At 70.5% G+C, this 23,612-nt stretch carries 14 protein-coding genes; 9 read left to right on the forward strand and 5 right to left on the reverse strand.

What is annotated here, in order from left to right:
- The first annotated feature begins 42 nt into the window (after positions 1 to 42).
- The 4 genes from AC1RGU_RS15585 (at position 43) to AC1RGU_RS15600 (ending at position 15,277) form a co-directional block, all read left to right on the forward strand.
- The gene (locus tag AC1RGU_RS15585; protein ID WP_492696802.1) at positions 43 to 12,654 is read left to right on the forward strand and encodes a filamentous hemagglutinin family protein; all 12,612 of its coding nucleotides are present in this window, start codon (positions 43 to 45) and stop codon (positions 12,652 to 12,654) included.
- A 13-nt stretch (positions 12,655 to 12,667) separates the two neighbouring features.
- Positions 12,668 to 13,225 carry an RNA polymerase sigma factor gene (locus tag AC1RGU_RS15590; RefSeq protein WP_492696803.1) on the forward strand — a complete coding sequence of 186 codons (558 nt, stop codon included), beginning with the start codon at positions 12,668 to 12,670 and terminating at the stop codon, positions 13,223 to 13,225.
- A 60-nt stretch (positions 13,226 to 13,285) separates the two neighbouring features.
- Entirely contained in the window at positions 13,286 to 13,513 is a 228-nt protein-coding gene (locus tag AC1RGU_RS15595) for a hypothetical protein (protein WP_070061133.1), read from the forward strand.
- 138 nt (positions 13,514 to 13,651) lie between these two features.
- A complete protein-coding gene (locus tag AC1RGU_RS15600; protein WP_492696804.1) occupies positions 13,652 to 15,277 on the forward strand; it encodes a phospholipase D family protein in 1,626 nt (541 codons plus the stop codon).
- Positions 15,278 to 15,289: 12 nt separating this feature from the next.
- Here the strand turns inward: AC1RGU_RS15600 and AC1RGU_RS15605 are convergent, their stop codons facing one another.
- The 4 genes from AC1RGU_RS15605 to AC1RGU_RS15620 all read right to left on the reverse strand — a co-directional run bounded on the left by AC1RGU_RS15605 (position 15,290) and on the right by AC1RGU_RS15620 (position 17,683).
- On the reverse strand, positions 15,290 to 15,796 hold the full coding sequence (locus AC1RGU_RS15605; protein ID WP_062480281.1) for a murein hydrolase activator EnvC family protein: 507 nt from the start codon (positions 15,794 to 15,796) through the stop codon (positions 15,290 to 15,292).
- Between the two features lie 113 nt (positions 15,797 to 15,909).
- Complete coding sequence (locus tag AC1RGU_RS15610; RefSeq protein ID WP_062480278.1) at positions 15,910 to 16,398, reverse strand: CreA family protein; 489 nt, start codon at positions 16,396 to 16,398, stop codon at positions 15,910 to 15,912.
- An 11-nt stretch (positions 16,399 to 16,409) separates the two neighbouring features.
- The gene (locus AC1RGU_RS15615; RefSeq protein WP_062480276.1) at positions 16,410 to 16,961 is read right to left on the reverse strand and encodes an NUDIX hydrolase; all 552 of its coding nucleotides are present in this window, start codon (positions 16,959 to 16,961) and stop codon (positions 16,410 to 16,412) included.
- A 20-nt stretch (positions 16,962 to 16,981) separates the two neighbouring features.
- Positions 16,982 to 17,683 carry a fumarylacetoacetate hydrolase family protein gene (locus AC1RGU_RS15620; RefSeq protein ID WP_070061132.1) on the reverse strand — a complete coding sequence of 234 codons (702 nt, stop codon included), beginning with the start codon at positions 17,681 to 17,683 and terminating at the stop codon, positions 16,982 to 16,984.
- A 154-nt stretch (positions 17,684 to 17,837) separates the two neighbouring features.
- Between AC1RGU_RS15620 and AC1RGU_RS15625 the strand changes: the two genes are divergently transcribed.
- Genes AC1RGU_RS15625 through pgeF form a run of 3 tightly spaced genes read left to right on the forward strand, consistent with a single transcriptional unit; the run spans position 17,838 to position 20,178 of the window.
- On the forward strand, positions 17,838 to 18,746 hold the full coding sequence (locus AC1RGU_RS15625) for a tetratricopeptide repeat protein (protein WP_070061131.1): 909 nt from the start codon (positions 17,838 to 17,840) through the stop codon (positions 18,744 to 18,746).
- A 23-nt stretch (positions 18,747 to 18,769) separates the two neighbouring features.
- Positions 18,770 to 19,408: a maleylacetoacetate isomerase gene (gene maiA / locus AC1RGU_RS15630; protein ID WP_062480269.1), complete on the forward strand. Its 639-nt coding sequence runs from the start codon at positions 18,770 to 18,772 to the stop codon at positions 19,406 to 19,408.
- Between the two features lie 14 nt (positions 19,409 to 19,422).
- Entirely contained in the window at positions 19,423 to 20,178 is a 756-nt protein-coding gene (gene pgeF, locus AC1RGU_RS15635) for a peptidoglycan editing factor PgeF (RefSeq protein ID WP_492696805.1), read from the forward strand.
- Here pgeF and AC1RGU_RS15640 read toward each other — a convergent pair.
- Positions 20,110 to 20,418, reverse strand: a complete 309-nt coding sequence (locus tag AC1RGU_RS15640) for a hypothetical protein (RefSeq protein ID WP_492696806.1) — start codon at positions 20,416 to 20,418, stop codon at positions 20,110 to 20,112. The genes pgeF and AC1RGU_RS15640 overlap by 69 nt on opposite strands.
- A 126-nt stretch (positions 20,419 to 20,544) precedes the next feature.
- Between AC1RGU_RS15640 and phaC the strand changes: the two genes are divergently transcribed.
- Positions 20,545 to 22,317: a class I poly(R)-hydroxyalkanoic acid synthase gene (phaC, locus tag AC1RGU_RS15645; protein ID WP_492696807.1), complete on the forward strand. Its 1,773-nt coding sequence runs from the start codon at positions 20,545 to 20,547 to the stop codon at positions 22,315 to 22,317.
- A 61-nt stretch (positions 22,318 to 22,378) separates the two neighbouring features.
- Entirely contained in the window at positions 22,379 to 23,557 is a 1,179-nt protein-coding gene (locus tag AC1RGU_RS15650; protein ID WP_062480264.1) for an acetyl-CoA C-acetyltransferase, read from the forward strand.
- The last annotated feature ends 55 nt before the right edge of the window (positions 23,558 to 23,612 follow it).

Genomic DNA, 23,612 nt, shown 5'->3' on the forward strand with positions numbered 1-23,612 from the left:
CGGATTCCGTGCTGGTGCATTTCATTCTTTACTGGGCGTCAGATGAACACACACGAGGGACACCGCAGCCGCCGCCAGGGCGCTGCCGTGCAGGCGAGGAGCTTCCGGATTTCGCCGCTGGCACAGGCCATGGCGTTGGCACTGGCCGCCGGTGCGGCTGCCGCGCCGGCCCATGCGCAGCGCGCCTTCAGCCCGACCTGGTTCAACGCCAAGGGCGCGGCGCAGGCCACCGCCACGGCCACCGGTCTGATGCCCAACGGGCTGCCGGCGGCGCAGCTCACGAGTCCACTCGCGCAGCAGCAGCGCGCCAGCGAGCAGTTGCAGCAGTCGATCGGCAACCTGAACCTGGCGGCACGCGGCATCGCGGCGCAGCAGGCGGCACAGGCGGCCGCGCGGCGCGCCGCGCAGAACGACCCCTCGGTGCCCGACGGCCTGACCGAAGGCGGCCTGAAGGTCGACACGAATTCGCTGACTGCCGGCTGGTCGAACGCGCGCGCACTGACCGGTGATTCGCAGCGGCAGGTCGACGGCCGCACGGTCGTCACCGTCGAGCAGACGGCCGACAAGGCCATCCTGAACTGGGAGACCTTCAACGTCGGCAAGAACACCACGGTGGCTTTCGCGCAGCAGAAAGACTGGGCGGTGCTCAACAGGGTGAACGACCCGCAGGCGCGGCCGAGCCAGATCCAGGGCCGCATCAAGGCCGACGGCACGGTGATGGTGCTCAACCGCAACGGCATCGTGTTCAGCGGCAGCAGCCAGGTCGACACGCGCAACCTCGTGGCCGCGGCGGCGCAGATCGACGACGCGCAGTTCCAGGCCCACGGCGTGTACGCCAACGGCAGCGCGCCCAACTTCAAAAACGCGCAAGGCCGCGTCGAGGTGCAGGCCGGTGCCAGGCTTTCCACGCCCGCACCCGCTTCGGCCACGCAGGGCGGCGGCTATGTGCTGCTGCTGGGCGCCGAGGTGCACAACGCCGGCGAGATCGCCACGCCCGGCGGGCAGACGCTGCTCGCGGCGGGTGATAGCTTCGCCATCCGCAAGGGCGTGGGCACCGACGGCAACCTGGGTTCGACCACGCGCGGCAACGAAGTCGCGGTGACGCTGGACACGAACAGCCCGGCGGGCACGGTGCGCAACACCGGGCTGATCCAGGCGACCACCGGCGACGTCACGCTGGCCGGGCGCGAAGTGGTGCAGGGCGGCGTCGTCCTTTCCAGCACCTCGGTCAACACACGCGGCACGGTGCACCTGAACGCGACCGGCGCCACGGGCCAGGTCCGGTTCGGCGAAGGCAGCACCACGGCCATCGTGCTCGACACCAGCGGCGCGACCGCGCTCGACAGCCAGCGCGCCGGGCTCATGGCGCCGGCGGTCCAGCTGGGCACCGGCAGCATCGTGCTGGCGGGCAACGACCGCCGCGACCTGTCGCGCGTCGAAGTCGCCAGCGGCGGCACGGTCGAGTTCAAGGCCGGCTCGCTCACGCTGGCCACCGGCGGCCAGGTGGTGGTCGACGCGAAGCAGCGCAGCCTCGTGCGCGAGGGTGCGCGCATCGACGTGTCGGGCGCGGTGGGCGTGAAGCTCGCGATGGAGTCCAACAACATCAAGATCAACGTGCAGGGCAACGAGCAGCGCGATGCGCCGCTCAACCGCGACAGCAAGAACCTCAACAACAACGACCTGTGGATCGACCGGCGCTCGCTGGTCTTCGTGCCCGGCGGCACCGGCGGCTACCAGGGCGAACGCTGGTACACCGGCGGCGGCCTGCTCGAGGTGGGCGGCTACCTCGGCACGCAGGCGCACGGCGTGGGCGAGTGGATGGCGCAGGGCGGCGTGGTGGGCTTCAGCGGCGGCGAACTCGTCACGCAGCGCGGCGCGAGCATCAACATCTCGGGCGGCACGCTCGACGTGCTCACGGGCAGGCTCAACCAGAGCTGGCTCAAGGGCGCGGACGGGCGGCTGTACGAAGTGTCGAAGGCGCCGGGCGACCTGCGCTACACGGGCGTCTACAAGGGTTTCGAAGACGAGCACGCGCGCTGGGGCAAGAAGACGACGGGCTTCTTCTACAACCCGCTGATCGGCCCGCAGACGCGGCTGGAAAGCGGCTACACCGTGGGCCGCGATGCCGGGCTGCTCATCGTCGGCACGCAGGCCGCGGTGCTCGAAGGCGCGATCGTCGGCGAGACCTTCCAGGGCGAGCGCCAGACGCAGGCGCGGCAGGCCGGGCTCGATGGCTACCAGCAGTCGACCGGCGCGGCGGCGCAGCGCGGGCAGCTCGTCGTGGGCCGCTACGACGCCTACTACGACAAGACGGCCGGTGCGATCCACCGGCGACTCGACAGCGCCGGCATTAAAAACGTGGTGCTGGGCGATACGGCCGACGGCATTGCCGCGGGGCTCGACCTCGCGACGGTGTTGCCGGCCGAACGCCGCGACACGCTGGTGCTCGATGCGGCGCAGCTCAGCGGCTTTCGCCTGGGCGCGGTGCGCATCGCGGCCACCGACAGCATCGCGGTCGACAAGGCACTGCAGGTCGGCGACGGCGGCCACCTCACGCTGTACAGCCCGAACGTGAAGGTCAACGCCGACCTCGTCGCGCGCGGCGGCGGCATCCAGCTGGGCAACGTGCTCGAACAGGTCAGCCTCAACTACCTGAAGGACACGAGCACGCTCACCGCGCCCGACGGCGGCACGACCTCGGTGGTGCTCGCGGGCGGCGCAACGCTCGACACCCGCGGCCTGTGGACCCATCTGCTGACGAACCCGGCCGACGCGGGCGGCGTGGCGTATCGCAACGGCGGCAGCGTGTCTGTGCGCAGCACCGGCGATGTGGTGCTGGGCACCGGCAGCGTCATTGACGTGTCGTCCGGCGCGGCGCTGTTGTCGAAGGCCAAACAGCAAGGCGGCAAGGGCGGCAGCGTCACGCTCGAGGCGGACGGCTTCAACACGGGCAGCGGCCATGTCGCGCTCGACGGCGCGGTGCTGCGCGGCCACGGCGTGGACGGTGGCGGCACGCTGACCGTGCAGACGATGCGCGTCGCCATCGGCGACACCTCGGGCACGGCGCAGGCCGACACGCTGATGCTCGACGCCGGCTTTTTCGACAAGGGCTTCAGCCGCTATGCGCTCATCGGCAACCATGGCCTCACGGTGGCCGACGGTGCGCGGATCGACGTGACGATGCCGGTGTATCGCTTCGGCGCCCACGCGCAGGACATCGCCACCGGCAGCCGTCCGGCCGACGCGCTCGAGGTGTGGACGCCGCCGCTCTACCAGGAAGACGCCACCCAAGCGGTGCTCACGCAGCGCAAGGGCGCGAGCCTGTCGCTGCAGGCCGGCACGACGACCACGCTCGCCAAGGAGCTGCCGACGGTGCAGGCCGTGGTGGGCAAGGGCGCGGCCATCCACGTCGACCCGGGCCAGGCCATCGAGGCGCGCAGCGCCGGCCAGCTCACGGTGGACGGCACGCTGCGCGCGAACGGCGGGCGCATCGTGCTGAAGACGGTGGACATCACCGACCTCGAATCGGACATTGCCAATGCAAAGGCCCATGCCCGCTCGATCTGGATCGGCGGGCAGGCGGTGCTCGATGCGTCGGCACATGCGGCCACCGCCACCGACACCACCGGCAAGCGCTACGGCCTGGTGCGCGACGGCGGCAGCATCGTGGTCGGCGGCGAGATCGATCCGGTCGCTGGCAAGGCCACCGCGTCGCAGAACTTCGTCGTCGTGCGCCCGGGCGCGTTGCTCGACGCCTCGGGCACGCATGCGGTGCTCGACGTGCCCGGCATGGGCGCCACCGATGTCGCCAGCAATGGCGGCAGCATCTCGCTCGCGTCGTACAACGGGCTGCAGCTGGACGGCACCCTGCGCGCCGTCGCGGGCGGCGCGCGCGCGGCCGGTGGCACGCTGGCCGTGGTGCTCGGCACGCCGGGCCTGCGCCTGCACCTGGACCCGCTGCAGCAGGCGGAAGACCGCGTGCGCCGGCACCGCGTGCTGGTGCTGGGTGTGGAACAAGGCGCACCGCTCGCGCCCGACACCCTGCAGGCCGGCGTCGACGACGGCGCGCTCGCCTACGGCCAGGCCCGGCTGGGCACCGACACGGTCCGGCGCGGCGGCTTCGACAGCCTCTCGCTGTTTGCCGGCTCCACGCTCGCCTTCGAAGACGGCGTCGACCTGCGCATGCGGCAGGGCCTGCAGATCTACGCCGGCGGCCTCGCGCTCGGCACGAACGCGCCCGACGACGCGCACGTGGCGCTCGCGGCTGCGCACGTGCGGCTGGCCGGCGCGATGCCTTCGTTCACGCGTGAAGTGCTGAGGGCGCCCATCGCCGAAGGCGGTGTGGTACGCGTGCCGTCCGGCGCCCGCCTCGATGTGGCTGGCGACCTGATCGACATCCGTGATGGCATGGGCTTCGGCGTCAACGGCAAGGTCCCCGTGCTCGACAGCGCGAGCGAGTCGCCCACGGTCGACCTGGCCGCCTTCGGCCATGTCACGCTGGCCAGCAGCGGCGACCTGCGCTTTCTGCAAGGCCAGCAAGACGTCGGCGTTTCCACGAGCCTCGTCGTGCCCGGCAGTCTGACCCTGCGCGCCGCGCAGATCTACCCGGCCACGGGCGTGGTGGCGCTGGTGTCCGCGGGCCTGGCGCCGGACGGCACCTACCGGCCCGACACGGCGCTGCGCATCGAGGGCACCGGCGCGAGCCCGCAGGTGCCGTACTCGGCCTTCGGCGACCTGTCGCTGCGCGCCGGCGTCATCGAGCAAGGCGGCGTGGTGCGGGTGCCGCTCGGGCAGCTGACGCTCGGCGATGCGCTCACCACGCAGGTCAGGCTGATGCCCGGCAGCCTCACGTCGGTGAGCGGCGAGGGGCTGGACATGCCCTATGGCGGCACGGTCGACGGCATCAACTACCTGTACGACGGCAAGCAGGTCAAGCTCACCGGCGTGGGCGCGGGCGACACCTACAAGCGCAACCAGACGATCGGCCTCACGTTCATGGGGGCCAGCGTGCAAGGCCAGGAAGGCGCCACGCTCGACCTGTCGGGCGGCGGCAACCTCAGGGGCGCGGGCTTCGTGAGCGGACGCGGCGGCTCGACCGACGCGCGCTTCAGCCCGCTGATGCAGGTCGGCGCCCGCGGCGGCTTCACGCTGCCGGGGCTCGCGACGAACCCCGTGTATGCCATCGTGCCCGGCGTGCAGCCGGCGGTGGCACCCACCGGCGCGGAGAAGGGCGCGGTCGATCCGCTCGTGGGTCAGCACATCACCATCGGCGCCGGCGTGCCGGGCCTGCCCGCGGGCACCTACACGCTGATGCCCTCGACCTATGCGCTGCAGCAAGGCGCCTTCCGCGTGGAGCTGAACGGCGCGGCCGGCCTGGGCGCGCCCACCGGCACGCTGGCGATGCGCAACGGCTCGTGGCTCACGGCCGCGCAGCTGGGCGTGGGCCGCACCGGCATCGGCGACACGCTGTTCCGTCAGGCGATCGTGACTTCGGGCGAGGTGCTGCGCAGCTACTCGCAATACAACGAGATGGGCTACGGCGACTTCGTGCGCGCCGACGCGCTGCGCGTGGGCGTGCCGCGCGCCATGCTGCCGGCGGACGCGCGCAACCTGCACCTGAAGCTCGCGCCCGGTGCGGGCGCCGAGGCCTTGCGCTTCGACGGCACGGCGCGCTTCCAGGTGGGCGAGGGCGGGCGGGGCGGTTCCGTGGTGGCCACGAGCAGCGAGGAGCAGCTCGGTCTCGAGATCGTCGCGGCCGGCGCGCCGGCGACGGCGGGCTTCCAGGGCGTCACGCTCGATGCGGGCGCGCTCAGCGGCATGGGCGCGTCGCGTCTGGTCATCGGCGGGTTGCAGGGCGCCGACTATGGGCAGAGCGGCAACGTCATCCAGACCGGCGACGGCGGGCAGAGCGTGGTGCTTCGCCAGGGGGCGGTGCTGTCCGCACCCGAGGTGTTCCTGGCCGCGGTGGGCGCGACTGAGGGCACGCCGCTCGGCGTGGTGGTCGAGCAGGGCGCGCGCATCCACACCCTGGGCCGTGGCAAGGCCGCCTACGATGCCGGCGACGGCTTCGTCTACGCCGCGACCGGCCAGATGCTGATGGTCTCCAACGGCCGGGTGAGCACGCTGCCGGTGCCGCAGACCCAGGCCACGTCGGACAACCGCAGCCTGCAGATCGGCGTGTGTGCCAGCGCGTCGTGCAGCGGGCAGACCGAGCTGTATTCCGAAGGCACCATCGCCATGGTGACACCCGACCGCTTCGAGATGAACGAGGCGGTGCGCTACGGCACGCGCCACCTCACGCTGGCGGTGCGCGGCATCAACGTGGGCGACAGCGCCGCGCTGGCCGCCGCCGCGCAGAACCACACGCTGCCGCCGGGACTGGCCATGAGCCAGGCCCTGCTCGACCGCCTGCTGCGCGGCGACCGGCAGTACGGCGCGCCCGCGCTCGAAACGCTGGAGTTGAGCGCCAGCGGCGGCGTCAACTTCTTCGGCACCGCGGCGCTGGACACCATCGACCCCGCCACCGGCAAGGCGACGATGGCGCAGCTGGTGCTGGCCACGCCCGCCATCTACGGTCAGGGCGGCGCGGGCGACGTGGCCACCATCCGCACCGGCCGCCTGGTGTGGCAGGGCGCGACCATCGCGCCTTCCGCCGTGGTGCGCGGCGGCGCGGGCACGGGCAGCGGCACGCTGAACATCGAGGCCGAGCACATCGAGTTCGGCTACGGCCCCCACAGCCAGCCGAGCGGCCTGGAAGACGCGGGTCGCCTGGTGCTGGGCTTTGCCGACGTGAACCTCAATGCGAGCGAGCGCGTGAGCGCCAACCACAAGGGCAGCCTCTCGGTCTACCAGTCGCAGGGCGCGTACGAAGCAGGCAAGGGCTACGCGTACAGCGGCGGCAACCTGAGCATCGTCTCGCCGCTGCTGACGGGCGAGGCGGGCTCGGTGAACCGCATCACGGCGGGCGGCACGCTGCGCGTGGCCGCACCCGCGGGCGCGCCGGCGGCGGCCACCGGCGATGCCGCGCTGGGCGGCGAGCTGAGCCTGCGCGGGCGTGAGTTGACGCTGGACACCGCCGTGGCGCTGCCCAGCGGCAAGCTCACGCTGAGCGCCGAACGCGACCTCACGCTGAGCGACCGCGCGCTGCTCGACCTGTCGGGCCGCCAGGTGGTGTTCAACGACGTGAGCAGGTACAGCGCCGGCGGCGACGTGGTGCTCGAAAGCCTGCACGGCAACCTGCGGCAGGCGGCGGGGTCGGTGATCGACATTTCGGCGCAGAACAACCGTGCGGGCACGCTGAAGGCGATGGCGCTCGACGATGCGGCCGGGGCCGTCGATCTGCAGGGCCGCATCCTCGGCACGAGCAGCGGCCACTACGACGCGGGCGGCACGCGGGTGCCGTTCGCGGCGGGCAGCGTGGACGTGCGCGCGCGGCAGCTCGGCGACGCCGAGTTCGCGGCGCTCAACCAGCGGCTCAACGACGGCGGCGTGTTCGGCGCGCGCAGCTTCCAGCTGCGCCAGGGCGATCTCGTCATCGGCGACGGCCTGAAGGCCGGCGAGGTGAACGTGTCGCTCGACAACGGCAGCCTCACCGTGAACGGCACCATCGACGCCAGCGGCGAGCGCGTGGGCCGCATCAGCCTGGCCGCAAAGCACAACCTCACGCTGGCCGGCAGCGCGGTGCTCGATGCGCACGGCCGCACGCTGCGCGTGGACAGCCACGGCCAGATCATCGATTCGCCGAACCGCGCAATGGTCGAACTCACGTCGAACGACGGGCAGCTCACGCTGGCCTCGGGTTCGCGCATCGACCTGCGCCACGGCACCGACGCCCAGGTGGGCGGCGAACCGGGTCAGAACGACGGCCGGGCGCGCGGCACGCTGGAGCTCAACGCGGGCCGCACCGGTGAGACCGTCGGCGACATCCGTATCGACGCCAGCGGCAGCATCGCCATCGAGGGCGCGCGCTCCATCGCCGTGAACGGCATGTGGCGCTACGACGATGCACGCTTCGGCACCGACGCCGCGGCCACCGGCCGGCCCTACCAGGTCGTCGACCAGGCGTACCTCGACGCCAAGCACCTGCAGAGCACCGTCTTCATCGACAACGCGCTGGCCAACGGCGCGCTGATGAACGGCAAGCTCGCAGGCCTGAACAACGCGCGCTATGCCGATGCCTTCCACCTGCGCCCCGGCGTGCAGATCGTCAGCAAGACGCCCGACGGCGACATGGTGGTGCAGGGCGACATCGACCTGTCGGGCTACCGCTATGCGAGCGCCAACCCGCACACACCAAAGACCGGCGTGTACGGCTCGGGCGAGGTGGGCGCGCTGGCCCTGCGCGCGGGCGGCAACCTCGACATCTTCGGCAGCATCAACGACGGCTTTGCGCCGCCGCCCGCCACGCCGGACGACGGCGGCTGGCTGCTGCTGCCGGGCGTCAACCTGCTGCGCGGCGACACCGTGCTGCCGCGCGGCGGCGTGGTGCTGGCCGACGGCACGACCTTCGAGGGAGGCGCCGGCACGCTCAACTACGACCTGCCGATCAAGTCGACGGCCTTCGGGGCCGGGCAGGTGATGCCGGTGGCCAGCGTGCTGGCCAAGGCGCTCGAACTGAAGGTGGGCACGGTGCTGAGCGCTGACGTGCGCGACGCCTCGGGCGCGCTGCTGTTCGCGGCGGGCAGCATCGTCAGCGGCGCCAAGGTGACGCTGCCGGTGGGCACGCGCCTGGGAGCCGGCATGCGCCTGCCGTCGGCAGCCACGCTGTCGGGCGTGGTGTGGCCCAAGGGCGTGCCGCTGCCCGGCGACGGCAAGAAGTTCGTGCTCAACGGCGCCCTCACGCTGCCGCTGGGCGCGCTGCTCCCGGCCGCGACCAACATCAAGCTGCCCGCCGGCGTGACTTCGGTGAACCTGCGCCCGGACGGCGCCGGCAGGCTGTGGGCCGCGGCGGCGATGCTGCCCGAAGGTTCGCAGTCGTGGTCGGTGCGGCTGGTGGCCGGCGCGGACCTGGGCGCGGCCGACAACCGCATCGTGCAGGTGCATCCGGCGGCGGGCCGGGGCGACCTGCGGCTGGCGGACAGCCACTACGGCATGTTCGGCAAGCTGAAGCCCGGCGGCGAGTTGTGGAGCGTGGAAGGGTCCATCAACTTCGTGGGCGACGAGAGCATGGCTGGCAAGCCCATCGATTTCGCGGACATCCAGTACCCGGAGCTTTGCGTGGACCTTCCCAGCTATTGCGTCATCGCCGCCCCGGAGTACAGCTACCTGCCGGGCAGCACGCGCTTCAGCGTGGTGCGCACCGGCGCGGCCGATCTCGACCTGCTGGCTGCTGGCAACCTGCGCATGGATTCGCTGTTCGGCGTGTACACCGCCGGCGCCTCGTCGCAGGCCACGCGGGCCGGCGACCCCTACAACCTGCCGCGCGCGGTGGGCGCCAAGGGCACGGTGCTCAACGACGCGAGCGGTGGCTACGAGAAGTTCGTCGATGGCGGCACGCAGAACCTGGCACGCGCCTGGTACCCCGCCTCCGGCGGCAACCTGACGCTGAAGGCCGGCGGCGACCTGACCGGCGACATGATGCTGGTCGCCGGGGGCAGCGGTGCGGGGCGGCCGAATCCCGCGGACAAGGGCTTCAGCAGCGGCGCCATCGGCAACTGGCTGTGGCGCCAGGGCACGGGCGACAGCTTCGGCGGCGCGCAGGACCAGCCCACGGCGTGGTGGATCAACTTCGGCTCGTATGTCGGCACGACCGGGGCGGCCGACAAGTTGCTCGGCTTCACCGGCTTCGGCACGCTGGGCGGCGGCGACCTGCGCGTGGACGTGGGCGGCAACGCGGGCCTGCAGGGACGGCGCGGCGCCAAGACAGATTCGTACGCCGACAGCCGGCGCAGCCAGGGCCTGGTGCTGGCGGTGGGCGGCACCGGCCGTGTGCTGGCCGACGGCAGCCTGAGCCTGACGGGCGGCGGCGACGTGCTCGTGCGCGTGGGCGGTGCCTTCAATCCGCTCCACAGGCCCTACGTCGAGGGTGCCGGTGGCGACACCGACGCCGGGCTCAACGGGGCGATCGTCAACCTCCGGGGCGACGTGCAGCTGCAGGCCGGCACCCTCGGCAGCCTGCCCCTGGTCTACGGCCTCACCGAACGGACGCAGTCGCCGCGCGAGACCCGCGCCTATGACCCCTACACCGCGACCCGCGGCATGGCGCAAGGCGGCATCGTGCTGGCGCCGGGCGATGCGAACTACACGCTCGCCACGCGTGGCGACCTGGTGGTCAAGGGCGTGATCGACCCCACGCGCGTGGACCTCGCCAATGCCACGCCGTTCAGCGCCAACGGCTTGGCGGGACAAGGCCAGAGCTGGTTCACCCTGTGGACGCCGCACACCGCCATTCGCCTCTTCGGGGCGGGCGGCGACCTGGTGCCGGTGACGGGCGGCGCGGGCATTCCCGTGACCGACTCGGCGTTCGTCTACCCCTCGATCCTGAGTGCGGTGGCCGCCAGCGGCAGCCTGTTCTATGGCGACGCGGCGACCTTCGACAACACCGGCACGGGCACGCCGCTGGTACTGGCACCCTCGGCCCACGGCACGCTGGAGTTCCTGGCCAGTGACTCGATCTATGCGGGAGGCAACACCGTGAGCCAGTCGGGCGCGGCGGCCTCTGCGCTGGCGACGCCGCGGCGTCCGGCGTTCCAGGGCACCACCAGCGACGGCACGGTGCTAGGCAACCTGTCGGGTGGCAACAACCTGGCCGGCGACGGCGTGCGTCCGCTGTTCGCCTTCGGCCCCAACACGGTGTCGGGTGAAGCGGTGGGCACGCAGCCGGCGCGGTTCTACGCCGTGCACGGCGACCTGGTCGGCGTGAGCAGCGGGCGCATCCTGCGCTTCGCGCCGGACGACGCGACGCGTGCCGGCCAGACCTGGTACGAGGGCGCGCAGCCGGTGTGGATGATGGCCGGGCGAGACATCGTGGCGAGCGGCACGCCCATCGGGCAGGCCGAGGATTCGGGCGGCATTGCGCAGACCTACTTCGCGAGCAGCGGCAACCTGTTCGCGCACCAGAAGCCGGGCGACATCTCGGTGGTCTCGGCGGGCCGCGACATCCTGTTCAGCACCTTCAACGTGGCCGGCCCCGGCACGCTGGAGATCACGGCCGGGCGCGACATTCGCATGGAGAACAGGGCCTCGGTCAGCAGCCTCGGCGCTGTGGTGCCGGGCGACAGCCGGCCTGGTGCGGGCATCGCGATGTTGGCCGGCGTGGGCGCCCACGGGCCCGACTACGCGGGCTTCGCGCAGCGCTACCTCGATCCGGCCCACCTGATGCAGAGCGGCCAGCCGCTGGCCGACCAGGCCGGCAAGGTGGTGAAGAACTACAACCGCCAGCTCACGCTGGGCGACTGGCTGCGCGCCGAGCATGGCTACAGCGGCGACGACAACGGCGCGGCGGCCTGGATGGCGCAGCGGCAAGCCCGCCTCGACGCGGACACCGGCACGCCGCGCCGCGTGCTCGCCAACGACTACCGGCAGGCGAGCCAGCTGTACCTGGTGAACTGGCTCGAAGCCTCGCAGGGCTACAGCGGCAAGGGCGGCGCACAGGAGGCGCTGGCCTTCTTCAACGCACTGCCGCCGGAACAGCAGCGCAGCTACCTGCGCGGCGTGTACTTCGCGGAACTGAAGGAGGGCGGGCGCGAATACAACGACGAGGCCGGCGTGCGCTACGGCAGCTACCTGCGCGGGCGCAACGCGATCGCGTCGCTGTTCCCGGGCACGAGCTACAGGGGCGACATCACGATGTTCGGCGCGGCCGGCATCAACACGCTGTTCGGCGGCGACATCGCGCTGCTCACGCCGGGCGGACGCCAGGTGTTCGGCATCGAGGGCGCAGCGCCCCAGGCCGTGGGCACGCTGATTCCGGGCGTCATCACGCAGGGTGCGGGCGACATTTCTCTGTACGCGCTGGGCAGCATCCTGCTGGGCCAGAGCCGGATCATGACCACCTTCGGCGGCAGCGTGCTGGGCTGGTCGGCCGAAGGCGACATCAACGCCGGTCGCGGCTCGAAGACGACGGTGGTCTACACGCCGCCCAAGCGCGTATACGACCGTTGGGGCAACGTGGTGCTGTCGTCGGACGTGCCGAGCACGGGCGCGGGCATTGCCACGCTGAACCCGATTCCGGAGGTGCCGGCCGGCGACATCGACCTGATCGCGCCGCTGGGCACCATCGACGCGGGCGAGGCGGGCATCCGCGTGTCGGGCAACGTGAACCTGGCGGCGCTGCAGATCGTGAATGCCGACAACATGGCGGTGCAGGGCAAGAGCACGGGGCTGCCGGTGGTGGCGTCGGTGAATGTCGGAGCCCTGACCAACGCCAGCGCCGCGGCCTCGCAGGCCACGGCGGCGGCGCAGGACGTGATGCAGCGCGAACGCGCGGCGGCGCGCCAGAGCCTGCCGTCGGTGTTCTCGGTGCGCGTGCTGGGCTTCGGCAACGAGCCCGCGTCCGGCGCGCCCGAGGCCCCGGAGGTGCGGCGCAGGCCGGCGGAGCAGGCGAGCTACGACCCGTCGGGCTTCGTCCAGATGGTGGGGCACGGTGCGCTCACCGACGCGCAACTGACGCGCCTGAACGAGCCCGAACGACGCGGCCTGCCGCGCGGCCGCTAGGCGGCGACGCACCATGTCGCACGCCTGCCTGCTGCCCCGCGGCGATGCCGCGGGGACCGCCCCTGCGCCGCCGGACGTCCAGCAACTCCTGGTGGCGCACTACGCGCAGCTGCACCGGCGGCTGTCGCTGCACCTGGGGTGTGCCGACGCCGCCACCGAAAGCCTGCACGATGCCTGGCTGCGTCTGGGCGAGGCCGCCTTCGCGGACACCTTGCAGAACCCCGTGGCCTACATCTTCCGCGTGGCCTGCAATGCGGCGATGGACCGCCTGCGCGCCGAGCGCCCCTGGCAATACGCGGGCGAGGCGGACGACACCCTCGCCCAGCTGGCCGATCACGCACCGGGGCCCGAGCTGATCGCCGAGGCGCGCTCCGACCTGAAGGCGGTCGAACGCGCGATGCAGGGGCTGCCGCACCGCCATCAGGACATCTTCGTGGCCTTGCGCGTGCACGAGCTGACGCGGCACGAGGTGGCGGTGCGGCACGGGCTGTCGCTGCGGCGGGTGGATTCCACGCTGCGCCAGGCGCTGCAGCGCCTGCCGACCGGTCGCCGCTCGGACATGCATGCCTGAGCCGTTGCTTTTGTATGCAATGTTTGCAAATGAAAACTAAAGGCCTATGATGAATTCATCATGGACTCCGCCCGACTCGACCTTCACGTGCCAGGTGGCTGGACGGGATGGTTCGAACTCACGCGCACCCCGAAGGGCACCTACGCCGGCATCGCGGCGCTGAGCCTGGACGGCATTCCGCGCTGCGCGCTGGTCATCACCCAGCAGCTGTCGTGGGACTCAGCCGTGGCGCGCGCGAACGTGCGCGCGGAGCACTTCGTGCGGCAGTGGTCCGAGCGCGCGCACTGACGAAGGCATTGGCTGCGCGCTCGCGCCGCGCGTGGTAGAAACCGCCACCCGTGGGCGCGGTCGTGCACCGCGCCGCGCGGCAGCGGCGTTTTTTCTCCTTCGCTCCCGTGCCCTTGCCCTCCCTCTTTTCTGTCGTTCATGCGCAACCTGTCCCCCCGGGCTGACGTGCCGCGCGCCCGGTGGTTCGCCTGGCTGCTGTGCAGCCTGGCGATGCTCGTGCTCGCCGGTTGCGCCGGCCTGCCGACCGAGGTGGTGCGCAAGCCCTCGACTGCCATCACCGACGGCGCGGACACCGCGCTGGGCCGCCTCGTGCGGGCCGCCGCGCCGCCGGGCGAGCCGCTCAGCGGCTTTCGCCTGCTGCCGATGCCGCAGTTTTCGCTGCACGCGCGCATCGAGCTGGCGCGCCGCGCGCAGCGCTCCATCGACGTGCAGTACTACCTCGTGCAGAACGACGAGACCGGCCGCTACCTGCTGCGCACGCTGCGCGACGCGGCCGACCGCGGCGTGCGCGTGCGCCTGCTGGTGGACGACCTGTACACGGCGGGCGCCGACCCGCTGTTCACCAGCTTTGCCTCGCACCCGAACGTCGAGGTGCGCCTGTTCAATCCGTTCCCGGCCGGGCGTTCGCGCTTCGGCACGCGCTGGGCCTGGTCGATCCTGGACTTCGACCGCGTGCACCGCCGCATGCACAACAAGCTGTTCGTGGTCGACAACACGATGGCGGTCATGGGCGGGCGCAACATCGCCAACGAGTACTTCCTGCGCGACGGCGGCTCCAACTTCATCGACATCGACACGCTGGTGGCCGGCGCCGTGGTGCCCCGGCTGTCCTCGCTGTTCGACATGTACTGGAACAGCCTGTACGTGTACCCCATCGAGTCGCTGGTGTCGCGCGGCAACGAGTCGGCGCAGGCGCTGCGCGAGCGCTTCGACCGGCTCACCACGGGGCCCGAAACGCTGCATCCCGAAGAGCCCGAATCGACCGACCTGCTGGGCCACAACCCGCTGGCCAAGGACCTCAACGCCGGCAAGCTCGCGCTGAGCTGGGCGCGCGCCGAGGCGTATGCCGATGCGCCCGCCAAGGCGCTGGCGCCCACCGACGAAGGGCGCGGGCTGCCGGCCGACCAGGCCGCCGACAGCGTGCTCTACAACGTGCAGCGCTACCTGCGCGGCGCACAGCACGGGGTGCTGCTGACCACGCCGTACCTGATCCCAGGGCGCGGCGGCATGGAGACGATGCAGATCGTGCGCGGCAACGGCGTGGGCTACACCATCGTCACCAATTCGCTGGCGGCCACCGACGAGTCGCTGGTGCACATCGGCTACCGCCGCTACCGCGCGCAGATGCTGCGCCTGGGTGTGGAGTTGTACGAGCTGAGCCCCAAGCGCGTGGAGCAGACGAAGCGCTTCGGCATCTACGGCTCGGCCAGCGGGCGGCTGCACGGCAAGTCGGCCGTGATCGACGGGCAGGTGGTGTTCGTCGGGTCGATGAACTTCGACCCGCGCTCGGCGCTGCACAACACGGAGATCGGCCTGTTCATCTTCAGCCCGCAGATCGCGCAGCAGCTGACCAGCCTGATTGGTTTCATGCGCCTGGACGGCGCCTACCAGCTGCAGCTGGGGCCGCGCGGCGGCATCGAGTGGGTGAACCCGGCGTCGGGCGACGGGGCGGACACCATCCTGCACACCGAGCCCGAAACCCATTTCTGGGCCCGCTGGCGGCTGGAGCTGCTGGCGCCCCTGGTGCCCGAAAGCCTGCTGTAACGGCTTTTACGTTTACTGCTGCAAACGGCCGTTGAGGTACGGCTCGGGATCGACGGCGGTGCCGTTCTTGCGGATCTCGAAATGCAGCTTCACGCGGTCGGATTCGCTGTTGCCCATTTCGGCGATCTTCTGGCCCTGGCGCACCACGGCGCCTTCCTTCACGAGGATGGTCTTCGCATGGGCGTAGGCCGTGAGGAAGGTTTCGTTGTGTTTCACGATGACCATGTTGCCGTAGGAGCGCAGTTCGCCGCCCACGTACACCACGCGGCCGTCGGCCGAGGCCACGATGGGGTCGCCCAGGTTGCCCGCGATGTCCAGGCCCTTGTTGCGCACGCCGTCGAAGCGGCCCACGGTGGTGCCGGCGGCGGGGCGGATGAAGAGCGCCTGGCGCGGTGGCGGCGGCGTGGCGCCTGGAACAGGCTGCTGCGGCGGCGTGGGGCCGGGCGTGGTGCAGGCGGCAATGCCCCCGGCCACGAGGAGCGTGGCGGCGGTTCGGAAAACAAAAGTCTGAAGGTGCATGACGCTGTTGGAACGGATTCGTTGCGGAGGGTTCCGTCGAAGGCCGACATCTCGGTGTCGGCCGCTCGGACGATGCTAGCAAACTCGCATCGCCGAGCCCTTCAGCAGCCCCTTCACTTGAGCGGAATCGGCGTGCCGCGATCGACCGGCACGGCCGTCACGCTGTTCTTGGGCGAGCCGTCGATCAGCAGGTCGGAGTAGGTCAGGTAGACCAGCGTGTTGCGCTTGGGATCGACCATGCGCACCACGCGCAGGCGCTTGAAGAGCACCGACAGTCGTTCGCTGTAGACCTCTTCGCGCTTGGGCAGCGGCTGCGTGATGCTCACCGGGCCGACCTGGCGGCAGGCGATGGAGGCCTCGGCCTTGTCCTCGGCCACGCCGAAGGCGCCGGCGATGCCGCCGGTTCGCGCGCGCGAGACATAGCAGGTGACGCCGCTGACCTTCGGGTCGTCGTAGGCCTCGACCACGATCTTGTGGTCCGGGCCGATGAGCTTGAAGGCGGTGTCGACCTCGCCGACCGTGTCCGCCTTGGCCGCCGAAGCTGCGAGTGCGAAGCCGAGGCTGGCGCCACAGAGGAGGGTGGCGCGCAGGGTCTTGAGCATGGGGAAATTTTTCAAACGATGCTGAGTTCGTGGACGCGGTCGAAGCTGCCGCGCTTGCGGTCTTCGAAGTAGTGTTCGAGCGCCTGGCGCACGGTGCGAAAGGCGATCTCGTCCCAGGGAATCTCGTCCTCGGTGAACAGGCGCGCCTCGATCGTCTCGTGGCCCGGGTCGAAGCGGTCGTCGAGCAGGCGGGCGCGGTAGAACATGTGGACCTGGCCCACGCGCACCACGCTGATCACGGCGAACAGGCCCTCGATCTCGAAGTTCGCGCCGGCCTCCTCGTCGGTCTCGCGGGCCGCGCCCTCGGCGGTGGTCTCCTCGAGCTCCATGAAGCCCGCGGGCAGCGTCCACTTGCCCCAGCGCGGCTCGATGTTGCGCTTGCACAGCAGCACCTTGTCGCCCAGCACGGGGATGGTGCCCACCACGTTCAGCGGGTTCTCGTAGTGGATCGTGTGGCAGGCCGGGCAGACCGCGCGCTGCTTGGTGTCGCCGTCGTCCGGCACGCGGTAGACCACCGCCGTGCCGCAGTTCTTGCAATGCTTGATGGGTACGCGAAGGAGCATGAAGCGGGACCGCGCGGGCGTCAGACGATCTTGACGGTCAGCGCGGGCAGGCCTGCGACCTGGCCCACCAGCGTGTCGCCGGCCACCACGGCCGCGACGCCTTCGGGCGTGCCCGTGAAGATCAGGTCGCCGGGCTGCAGCTCCCAGGCCGCCGACAGGTGCTCGATGGTCTCGGCCACGTTCCAGATCAGCTTGCTCACGGTGCTGCGCTGGCGGTCTTCGCCGTTCACCTGCAGCGAGATTTCGGCCTGCTCGGCGTTGCCGGCCTGCGCCACGGGCACGATCGGGCCGATGGGCGCGCTCTGCTCGAAGCTCTTGCCGATGTCCCAGGGGCGGCCCTGCTTCTTCATGTCGTTCTGCAGGTCGCGGCGCGTCATGTCCAGGCCCACGGCGTAGCCGTAGATGTGCTTGTGCGCGTCGGCGGCTTTGATGTTCTTGCCGCCGGTGCCGATGGCCACCACGAGCTCGATCTCGTGGTGCAGGTTCTTCGTGAGCGTGGGGTAGGCCATGGTGCCGGTCTGGCCCGCATCGACCGTCACCAGTGCATCGGCCGGCTTCATGAAGAAGAAGGGCGGCTCGCGGCCGGTGAAACCCATTTCCTTGGCGTGATCTTCGTAGTTGCGGCCCACGCAATAGATGCGGTGCACCGGGAAGCGTGCGGGCTGACCGGCCACCGGCACCGAAACGGTGGCCGGCGGGGCGAAAACAAACTCGGAAGCCATGGGAAGGTGTCCTTTTTCAGCGAAGCGGGAGGGGAGACCGGCAGTGTGCCAGAGGCGGCGCGCGCTTGCCGGCACGCCGGACTCGGGATTTTGCGGCGGCCCACAATAGGCGCTTCTGCGCGTTTCCCCGACCTCTTTTCTCCCTCGCTCCATCATGCCCATCCGACTCGGCAAAGCCGGCAAGGCCACCGCCTTCAACGAACTCGGCCGCGAACGCGACGAGGCCGGCGACCAGGACGGCGCCCTGGCCGCCTACGCGCAGGCCAGCGCCATCCATCCGTACTGGTCGGCGCCCTGGTACAACGCCGGGCTCATCCACAAGTACCGCGGCGACTGGGCCGCGTCGTTGCAGGCCAACGCCCGCGCCGTGCAGTGCGAGCCGGGCAACGAAGGCGCGCTGTGGAACCTGGGCATCGCGGCCACCGCGCTGGGCGACTGGCCCACGGCGCGGCGCGCGTGGCGCCAGTACGGCATCGGCATCCCGGACGGTGAAGGGCCGGTCGACTATTTCGTCGGCCTCACGCCCATCCGCGTGCACGGCGACGAGGCCAGCGAGGTGGTCTGGGCCGACCGCATCGACCCGGCGCGCGCCATCCTGCGCAACGTGCCCACGCCCGCCAGCGGCCACCGCTACGGCGACCTGGTGCTGCACGACGGCGCCGCCAACGGCTACCGCCGCCGCGGCGAGCGCGAGGTGCCGGTGTTCGACGCGCTCGCGCTGATCGCGCCGTCGGACCACGCGACCTACGAAGTCTTCGTCGAAGAGGTGCAGGCCGAGGCGATCGATGCGCTGGTGCGCCGCTTCGAGGAAGCGGGTCTCAGCGCCGAGAACTGGACCAGCAGCATGCAGGTGCTGTGCAAGGCCTGCTCCGAAGGCCGCCCCGACGACCAGCACAACCATGCGCCCGGCGAGCCACCCGCGGCCGAAGGGCCGTGGCACCTGGGCATCGCCGCGCGCGAAGAAGCCGCGGCGCGCGGCCTGCTCGATGCGTGGCAGCAAGAACACCCCGAAGCCCGGCTGCGCGATTTCCGCTGCGCATTGCCGGCCACACCACGCTCCTGAGAGGGCGCTATCCTCGAGAAATCATGAAGCTGCATAACTATTTCCGCTCCTCCGCCTCGTTCCGCGTGCGCATCGCCCTGAACCTCAAGGGCCTGGACTACGACTACGTGCCCGTGCACATCGCACGCGGCGAACACCGCACCGGCCCGTACTCGGCGATCTCGGCCGACATGCTCGTGCCGCTGCTCGAGGACGAGGGCGAGCGCTTCTCGCAGTCGATGGCCATCATCGAGTACCTGGACGAAACGCACCCCGAGCCGGCGCTGCTGCCCAGCGACCCGGTGGGCCGCGCGCATGTGCGTGCGCTGGCGCAGTCGATCGCCTGCGAGATCCATCCGCTGAACAACCTGCGCGTGCTCAAGTACCTCGTGAAGGAACTGAAGGTCGACGACGAAGCCAAGAACACCTGGTACCGCCACTGGGTGCGCGACGGCCTGCTGTCGTTCGAGCGCCAGCTCGCGCAGCACCCGGGCGGCACCTACTGCTGGGGCGACACGCCCACCATCGCCGACTGCTGCCTCGTGCCGCAGATCTTCAACGGCCGCCGCTTCGACTGCGACTTCAGCGGCCTGCCGCGCACCATGGCCGCCTTCGACGCCTGCATGAAGCTCGACGCCTTCCAGCGCGCGCAGCCCTCGCAGTCGCCCGACGCGGAACCCTGAGCCGGCGCGTCGCGATGAATCCGCAATGGCTGGTGCCCGAGTGGCCCGCGCCGCCGAACGTGCGCGCGCTGTGCACCACGCGCGACGGCGGCGTGTCGACCGGGCGCTATGACAGCCTGAACCTCGGCGACCACGTGGCCGACGACGCCGCGCACGTCGCCGAGAACCGGCGGCGGCTGCAGCAGGCGATCGGCACGCGGCCGGTGTTCCTGCAGCAGGTGCATGGCACGGGGCTCGTGTCGCTCGACGATGCCGTGCCCGACGGCACCGTCGCCGATGCCTGCACGGCCACGACCACCGCGCGCGCCTGCACGGTCATGGTGGCCGACTGCCTGCCCGTGCTCTTCACCGACGCACGCGGCCACCGCGTGGCCGCCGCGCATGCGGGCTGGCGCGGGCTGGCCGGCGGCGTGCTCGAGCAGACCGTGCGCGGCTTCGCGCAACACGACGGTGGCGCGCCGCGCCTCATGGCCTGGCTCGGCCCCTGCATCGGCCCGAAGGCCTTCGAGGTCGGGGCCGAGGTCAAGGCCGCCTTCGAGGCGCAGTCGCCTGAGGCGGCGTCGTGCTTCACGCCCGCAGCAGGCGAAGGCAAGTGGCTGGCCGATTTGCCTGCCCTCGCGCGGCAGCGGCTGCGTGCGGTGGGTGTCGAGTCGCTCCATGGCAACGACAGCGGCGATGCATGGTGCACCGTCGCGCAGCCGTCACGGTTCTTTTCGCACCGGCGCGACGGCGTCAGCGGGCGTTTCGCCGCGCTGGTCTGGAAGGTCTGAGGCCGCGGCTTCCGCGGCGGCGCGGCGCGCGGCCTCCTGGGCCTGCGCCTCGCGTTCCTTGATCGCCCGCCGGCGCGCCGGCGTGGCCATCAGGTAGATCACCAGAGCCACCGGCGCGAGGCCGTAAAGAAGAAATGTGAAGATGGCGCCCAGCACCGTGCCCGTGGTGTTGGTGGCCTCGGCCACCGCCATCATCACGGCCACATAGAGCCAGCCGATCACGATCAAATGGATGAACACAGGCGCAGACGTTTTGTTTCAAGGGATTAGTGAAAGCGCGGCGTTGTGAGTGCCTTGCGAATGCAGCATACTCAAAACACGCAAGCCATCCGTTCGTATCGACCCAGGCCACGGCCAGGAGACATGATGAAGCAACAAGACACGGGGGCCGATGCGTTCGCGCCCTTTCAAAAAGCCCTCACGCAGGGCTGGACCCAGGCCATGGAGGCTTTCCAGAAAGCTGGGGGCCCAGGTGGTTCCGCCGCTTTCGACGTCGGCGGCACGCCGCTATGGCAATTGCCACAAATGGCGCAATTCCCGGGCGCAGCCGCCATGCCCGAGCTGCCCAAGTTCTCCATCGATCCCGAGCAGCTGCAGTCCATCCAGCAGCAGTACCTGAGCGACGCCACCGACCTCTGGCGCCGCGGCTTCGGTGCCCGGCCCGAGGGCGACAAGCGCTTTGCCGCCGAGGCCTGGGGCAGCAACCCCATGGCGGCCTTCTCGGCCGCCGTGTACCTGCTCAACGGCCGCACCATGATGCGCATGGCCGAGGCCATCGACGCCGACGACAAGACCAAGGCGCGCCTGCGCTTCGCGGTCGAGCAGTGGATGGCCGCGGCCTCGCCCAGCAACTCGCTCGCCTTCAACGCCGAGGCGCAGAAGAAAGCCATCGACACGCAAGGCGAGAGCATCGCCAAGGGCATCCAGAACCTGCTGCACGACATGAAGCAGGGCCATGTCAGCATGACCGACGAGAGCGCCTTCGAAGTGGGGCGCAACGTGGCCACCACCGAAGGTGCCGTGGTGTTCGAGAACGCGTATTTCCAGCTGCTCGAATACAAGCCGCTCACCGCCAAGGTGTACGAGCGGCCGTTCCTGCTGGTGCCGCCGTGCATCAACAAGTTCTACATCCTCGACCTGCAGCCCGACAACTCGCTCATCCGCTATGCGAACGAGCAGGGCCACCGCGTGTTCGTGGTGAGCTGGCGCAACCCCGACGAGTCGCTGGCCCAGGCCACCTGGGACGACTACATCGAGAACGCCGCCATCAAGGCGATTCACACGGTGCAGGAGATCAGCGGCAGCAAGCAGATCAACACGCTGGGCTTCTGCGTGGGCGGCACCATCCTGAGCACCGCGCTGGCCGTGCTCGCGGCGCGCGGCGAGAAGCCGGCCGCGTCGGTCACGCTGCTGACCACCTTCCTCGATTTCAGCGACACCGGCATCCTGGACATCTTCGTGGACGAGCCCATGGTGCAGTACCGCGAGATGCAACTGGGCAAGGGCGGCCTGCTGCCCGGCGGCGACCTGGCCTCGACCTTCAGCTTCCTGCGCCCGAACGACCTGGTGTGGAACTACGTGGTCGGCAACTACCTCAAGGGCGAGACGCCGCCGGCCTTCGACCTGCTGTACTGGAACAGCGACGCCACCAACCTGCCGGGCCCGTTCTACGCCTGGTACCTGCGCAACACGTACCACGAGAACAAGCTGGCCAAGCCCGGCGCGCTCACGGTGTGCGGCGAGAAGGTCGACCTGGGCAAGATCGACATCCCGGCCTACATCTACGGCTCGCGCGAAGACCACATCGTGCCGATCGGCGGCGCCTACACCTCCACGCAGTTGCTCACGGGCAAGAAGCGCTTCGTGATGGGCGCTTCGGGCCACATCGCCGGCGTGATCAACCCGCCGGCCAAGAACAAGCGCAGCCATTGGCTGCGCGAGGACGGCAAGTTTCCCAAGACCCAGCCCGAATGGCTGGCCGGCGCGCAGGAGCAGCCGGGCAGCTGGTGGACCGACTGGGCACAATGGCTCAAGGGCCACGCGGGCAAGCAGATCCCCGCGCCCAAGGGCTACGGCAACGGCAAGGCCTACAAGGCCATCGAACCGGCGCCGGGACGCTACGTGAAGGCCAAGGCCTGAACGGGCGCCAGCTCCCGCAAGATCGCAACCGATTTCAAATCACCTCAACGGAGAGAACCTCATGGAAGACATCGTCATCGTTTCGGCTGCGCGTACGGCGGTCGGCAAATTCGGCGGCTCGCTCGCCGGCATTCCCGCCACCGAGCTGGGCGCCCTCGTGATCAAGGAAGTGATCGCGCGCGCCAACCTCACGGCCGACCAGGTGGGCGAGGCCATCATGGGCCAGGTGCTCGCGGCCGGTGCCGGCCAGAACCCCGCGCGCCAGGCCTGGCTCAAGGGCGGCGGCACCAAGGAAACGCCGGCGCTCACCATCAACGCCGTGTGCGGCTCGGGCCTGAAGGCCGTGATGCTGGCGGCGCAGGCCGTGGCCACGGGCGACAGCGAAATCGTGATCGCCGGCGGCCAGGAAAACATGAGCATGGCGCCGCACGTGCTGCCCAACTCGCGCAACGGCCAGCGCATGGGCGACTGGAAGCTGGTCGACACCATGATCGTCGACGGCCTGTGGGACGTGTACAACCAGTACCACATGGGCATCACGGCCGAGAACGTGGCCAAGAAGTACAACATCGACCGCGCCTCGCAGGACGAACTGGCCCTGGCCAGCCAGACCAAGGCTGCTGCCGCGCAGGACGCCGGCAAGTTCAAGGACGAAATCGTCGGCGTGAGCATTCCGCAGAAGAAGGGCGACCCCATCGTCTTCAACCAGGACGAGTTCATCAACCGCAAGACCAACGCCGAAGTGCTGGCCGGCCTGCGTCCCGCCTTCGACAAGGCCGGCGGCGTGACCGCGGGCAATGCCTCGGGCCTGAACGACGGCGCTGCCGCCGTGATGGTCATGACGGCCAAGAAGGCCGCCGCCCTGGGCCTGAAGCCGCTGGGCCGCATCGCCAGCTACGCCACCGCCGGCCTGGACCCGACCATCATGGGCATGGGCCCCGTGCCGGCATCGCAGAAGGCGCTGCAGCGCGCCGGCTGGAAGGCCGCCGACCTCGACCTGCTCGAGATCAACGAAGCCTTCGCCGCGCAAGCTTGTGCCGTGAACCGCGAAATGGGCTGGGACGTGAACAAGGTGAACGTGAACGGCGGCGCCATCGCCATCGGCCACCCCATCGGCGCGTCGGGCTGCCGCATCCTGGTGACGCTGCTGCACGAAATGCAGCGCCAGAACGCCAAGAAGGGCATTGCTTCGCTGTGCATCGGCGGCGGCATGGGCGTGGCGCTGACGATCGAGCGCTGAGCCTGAGCACCGGGTGAACCGGTACGGGGAGGGGAGGCAGGGGCTCGCAAGGGCC

Source organism: Variovorax sp. GW823-FHT02B07, assembly GCF_058797695.1.

What these genes read in the sequence shown, in the direction of transcription:
- AC1RGU_RS15585 (WP_492696802.1), top strand. Translation starts at nt 43, where the DNA reads ATGAACACACACGAGGGACACCGCAGCCGCCGCCAGGGCGCTGCCGTG.
- AC1RGU_RS15590 (WP_492696803.1), top strand. Translation starts at nt 12,668, where the DNA reads ATGTCGCACGCCTGCCTGCTGCCCCGCGGCGATGCCGCGGGGACCGCC.
- AC1RGU_RS15595 (WP_070061133.1), top strand. Translation starts at nt 13,286, where the DNA reads ATGGACTCCGCCCGACTCGACCTTCACGTGCCAGGTGGCTGGACGGGA.
- AC1RGU_RS15600 (WP_492696804.1), top strand. Translation starts at nt 13,652, where the DNA reads ATGCGCAACCTGTCCCCCCGGGCTGACGTGCCGCGCGCCCGGTGGTTC.
- AC1RGU_RS15605 (WP_062480281.1), bottom strand. Translation starts at nt 15,796, where the DNA reads ATGCACCTTCAGACTTTTGTTTTCCGAACCGCCGCCACGCTCCTCGTG.
- AC1RGU_RS15610 (WP_062480278.1), bottom strand. Translation starts at nt 16,398, where the DNA reads ATGCTCAAGACCCTGCGCGCCACCCTCCTCTGTGGCGCCAGCCTCGGC.
- AC1RGU_RS15615 (WP_062480276.1), bottom strand. Translation starts at nt 16,961, where the DNA reads ATGCTCCTTCGCGTACCCATCAAGCATTGCAAGAACTGCGGCACGGCG.
- AC1RGU_RS15620 (WP_070061132.1), bottom strand. Translation starts at nt 17,683, where the DNA reads ATGGCTTCCGAGTTTGTTTTCGCCCCGCCGGCCACCGTTTCGGTGCCG.
- AC1RGU_RS15625 (WP_070061131.1), top strand. Translation starts at nt 17,838, where the DNA reads ATGCCCATCCGACTCGGCAAAGCCGGCAAGGCCACCGCCTTCAACGAA.
- maiA (WP_062480269.1), top strand. Translation starts at nt 18,770, where the DNA reads ATGAAGCTGCATAACTATTTCCGCTCCTCCGCCTCGTTCCGCGTGCGC.
- pgeF (WP_492696805.1), top strand. Translation starts at nt 19,423, where the DNA reads ATGAATCCGCAATGGCTGGTGCCCGAGTGGCCCGCGCCGCCGAACGTG.
- phaC (WP_492696807.1), top strand. Translation starts at nt 20,545, where the DNA reads ATGAAGCAACAAGACACGGGGGCCGATGCGTTCGCGCCCTTTCAAAAA.
- AC1RGU_RS15650 (WP_062480264.1), top strand. Translation starts at nt 22,379, where the DNA reads ATGGAAGACATCGTCATCGTTTCGGCTGCGCGTACGGCGGTCGGCAAA.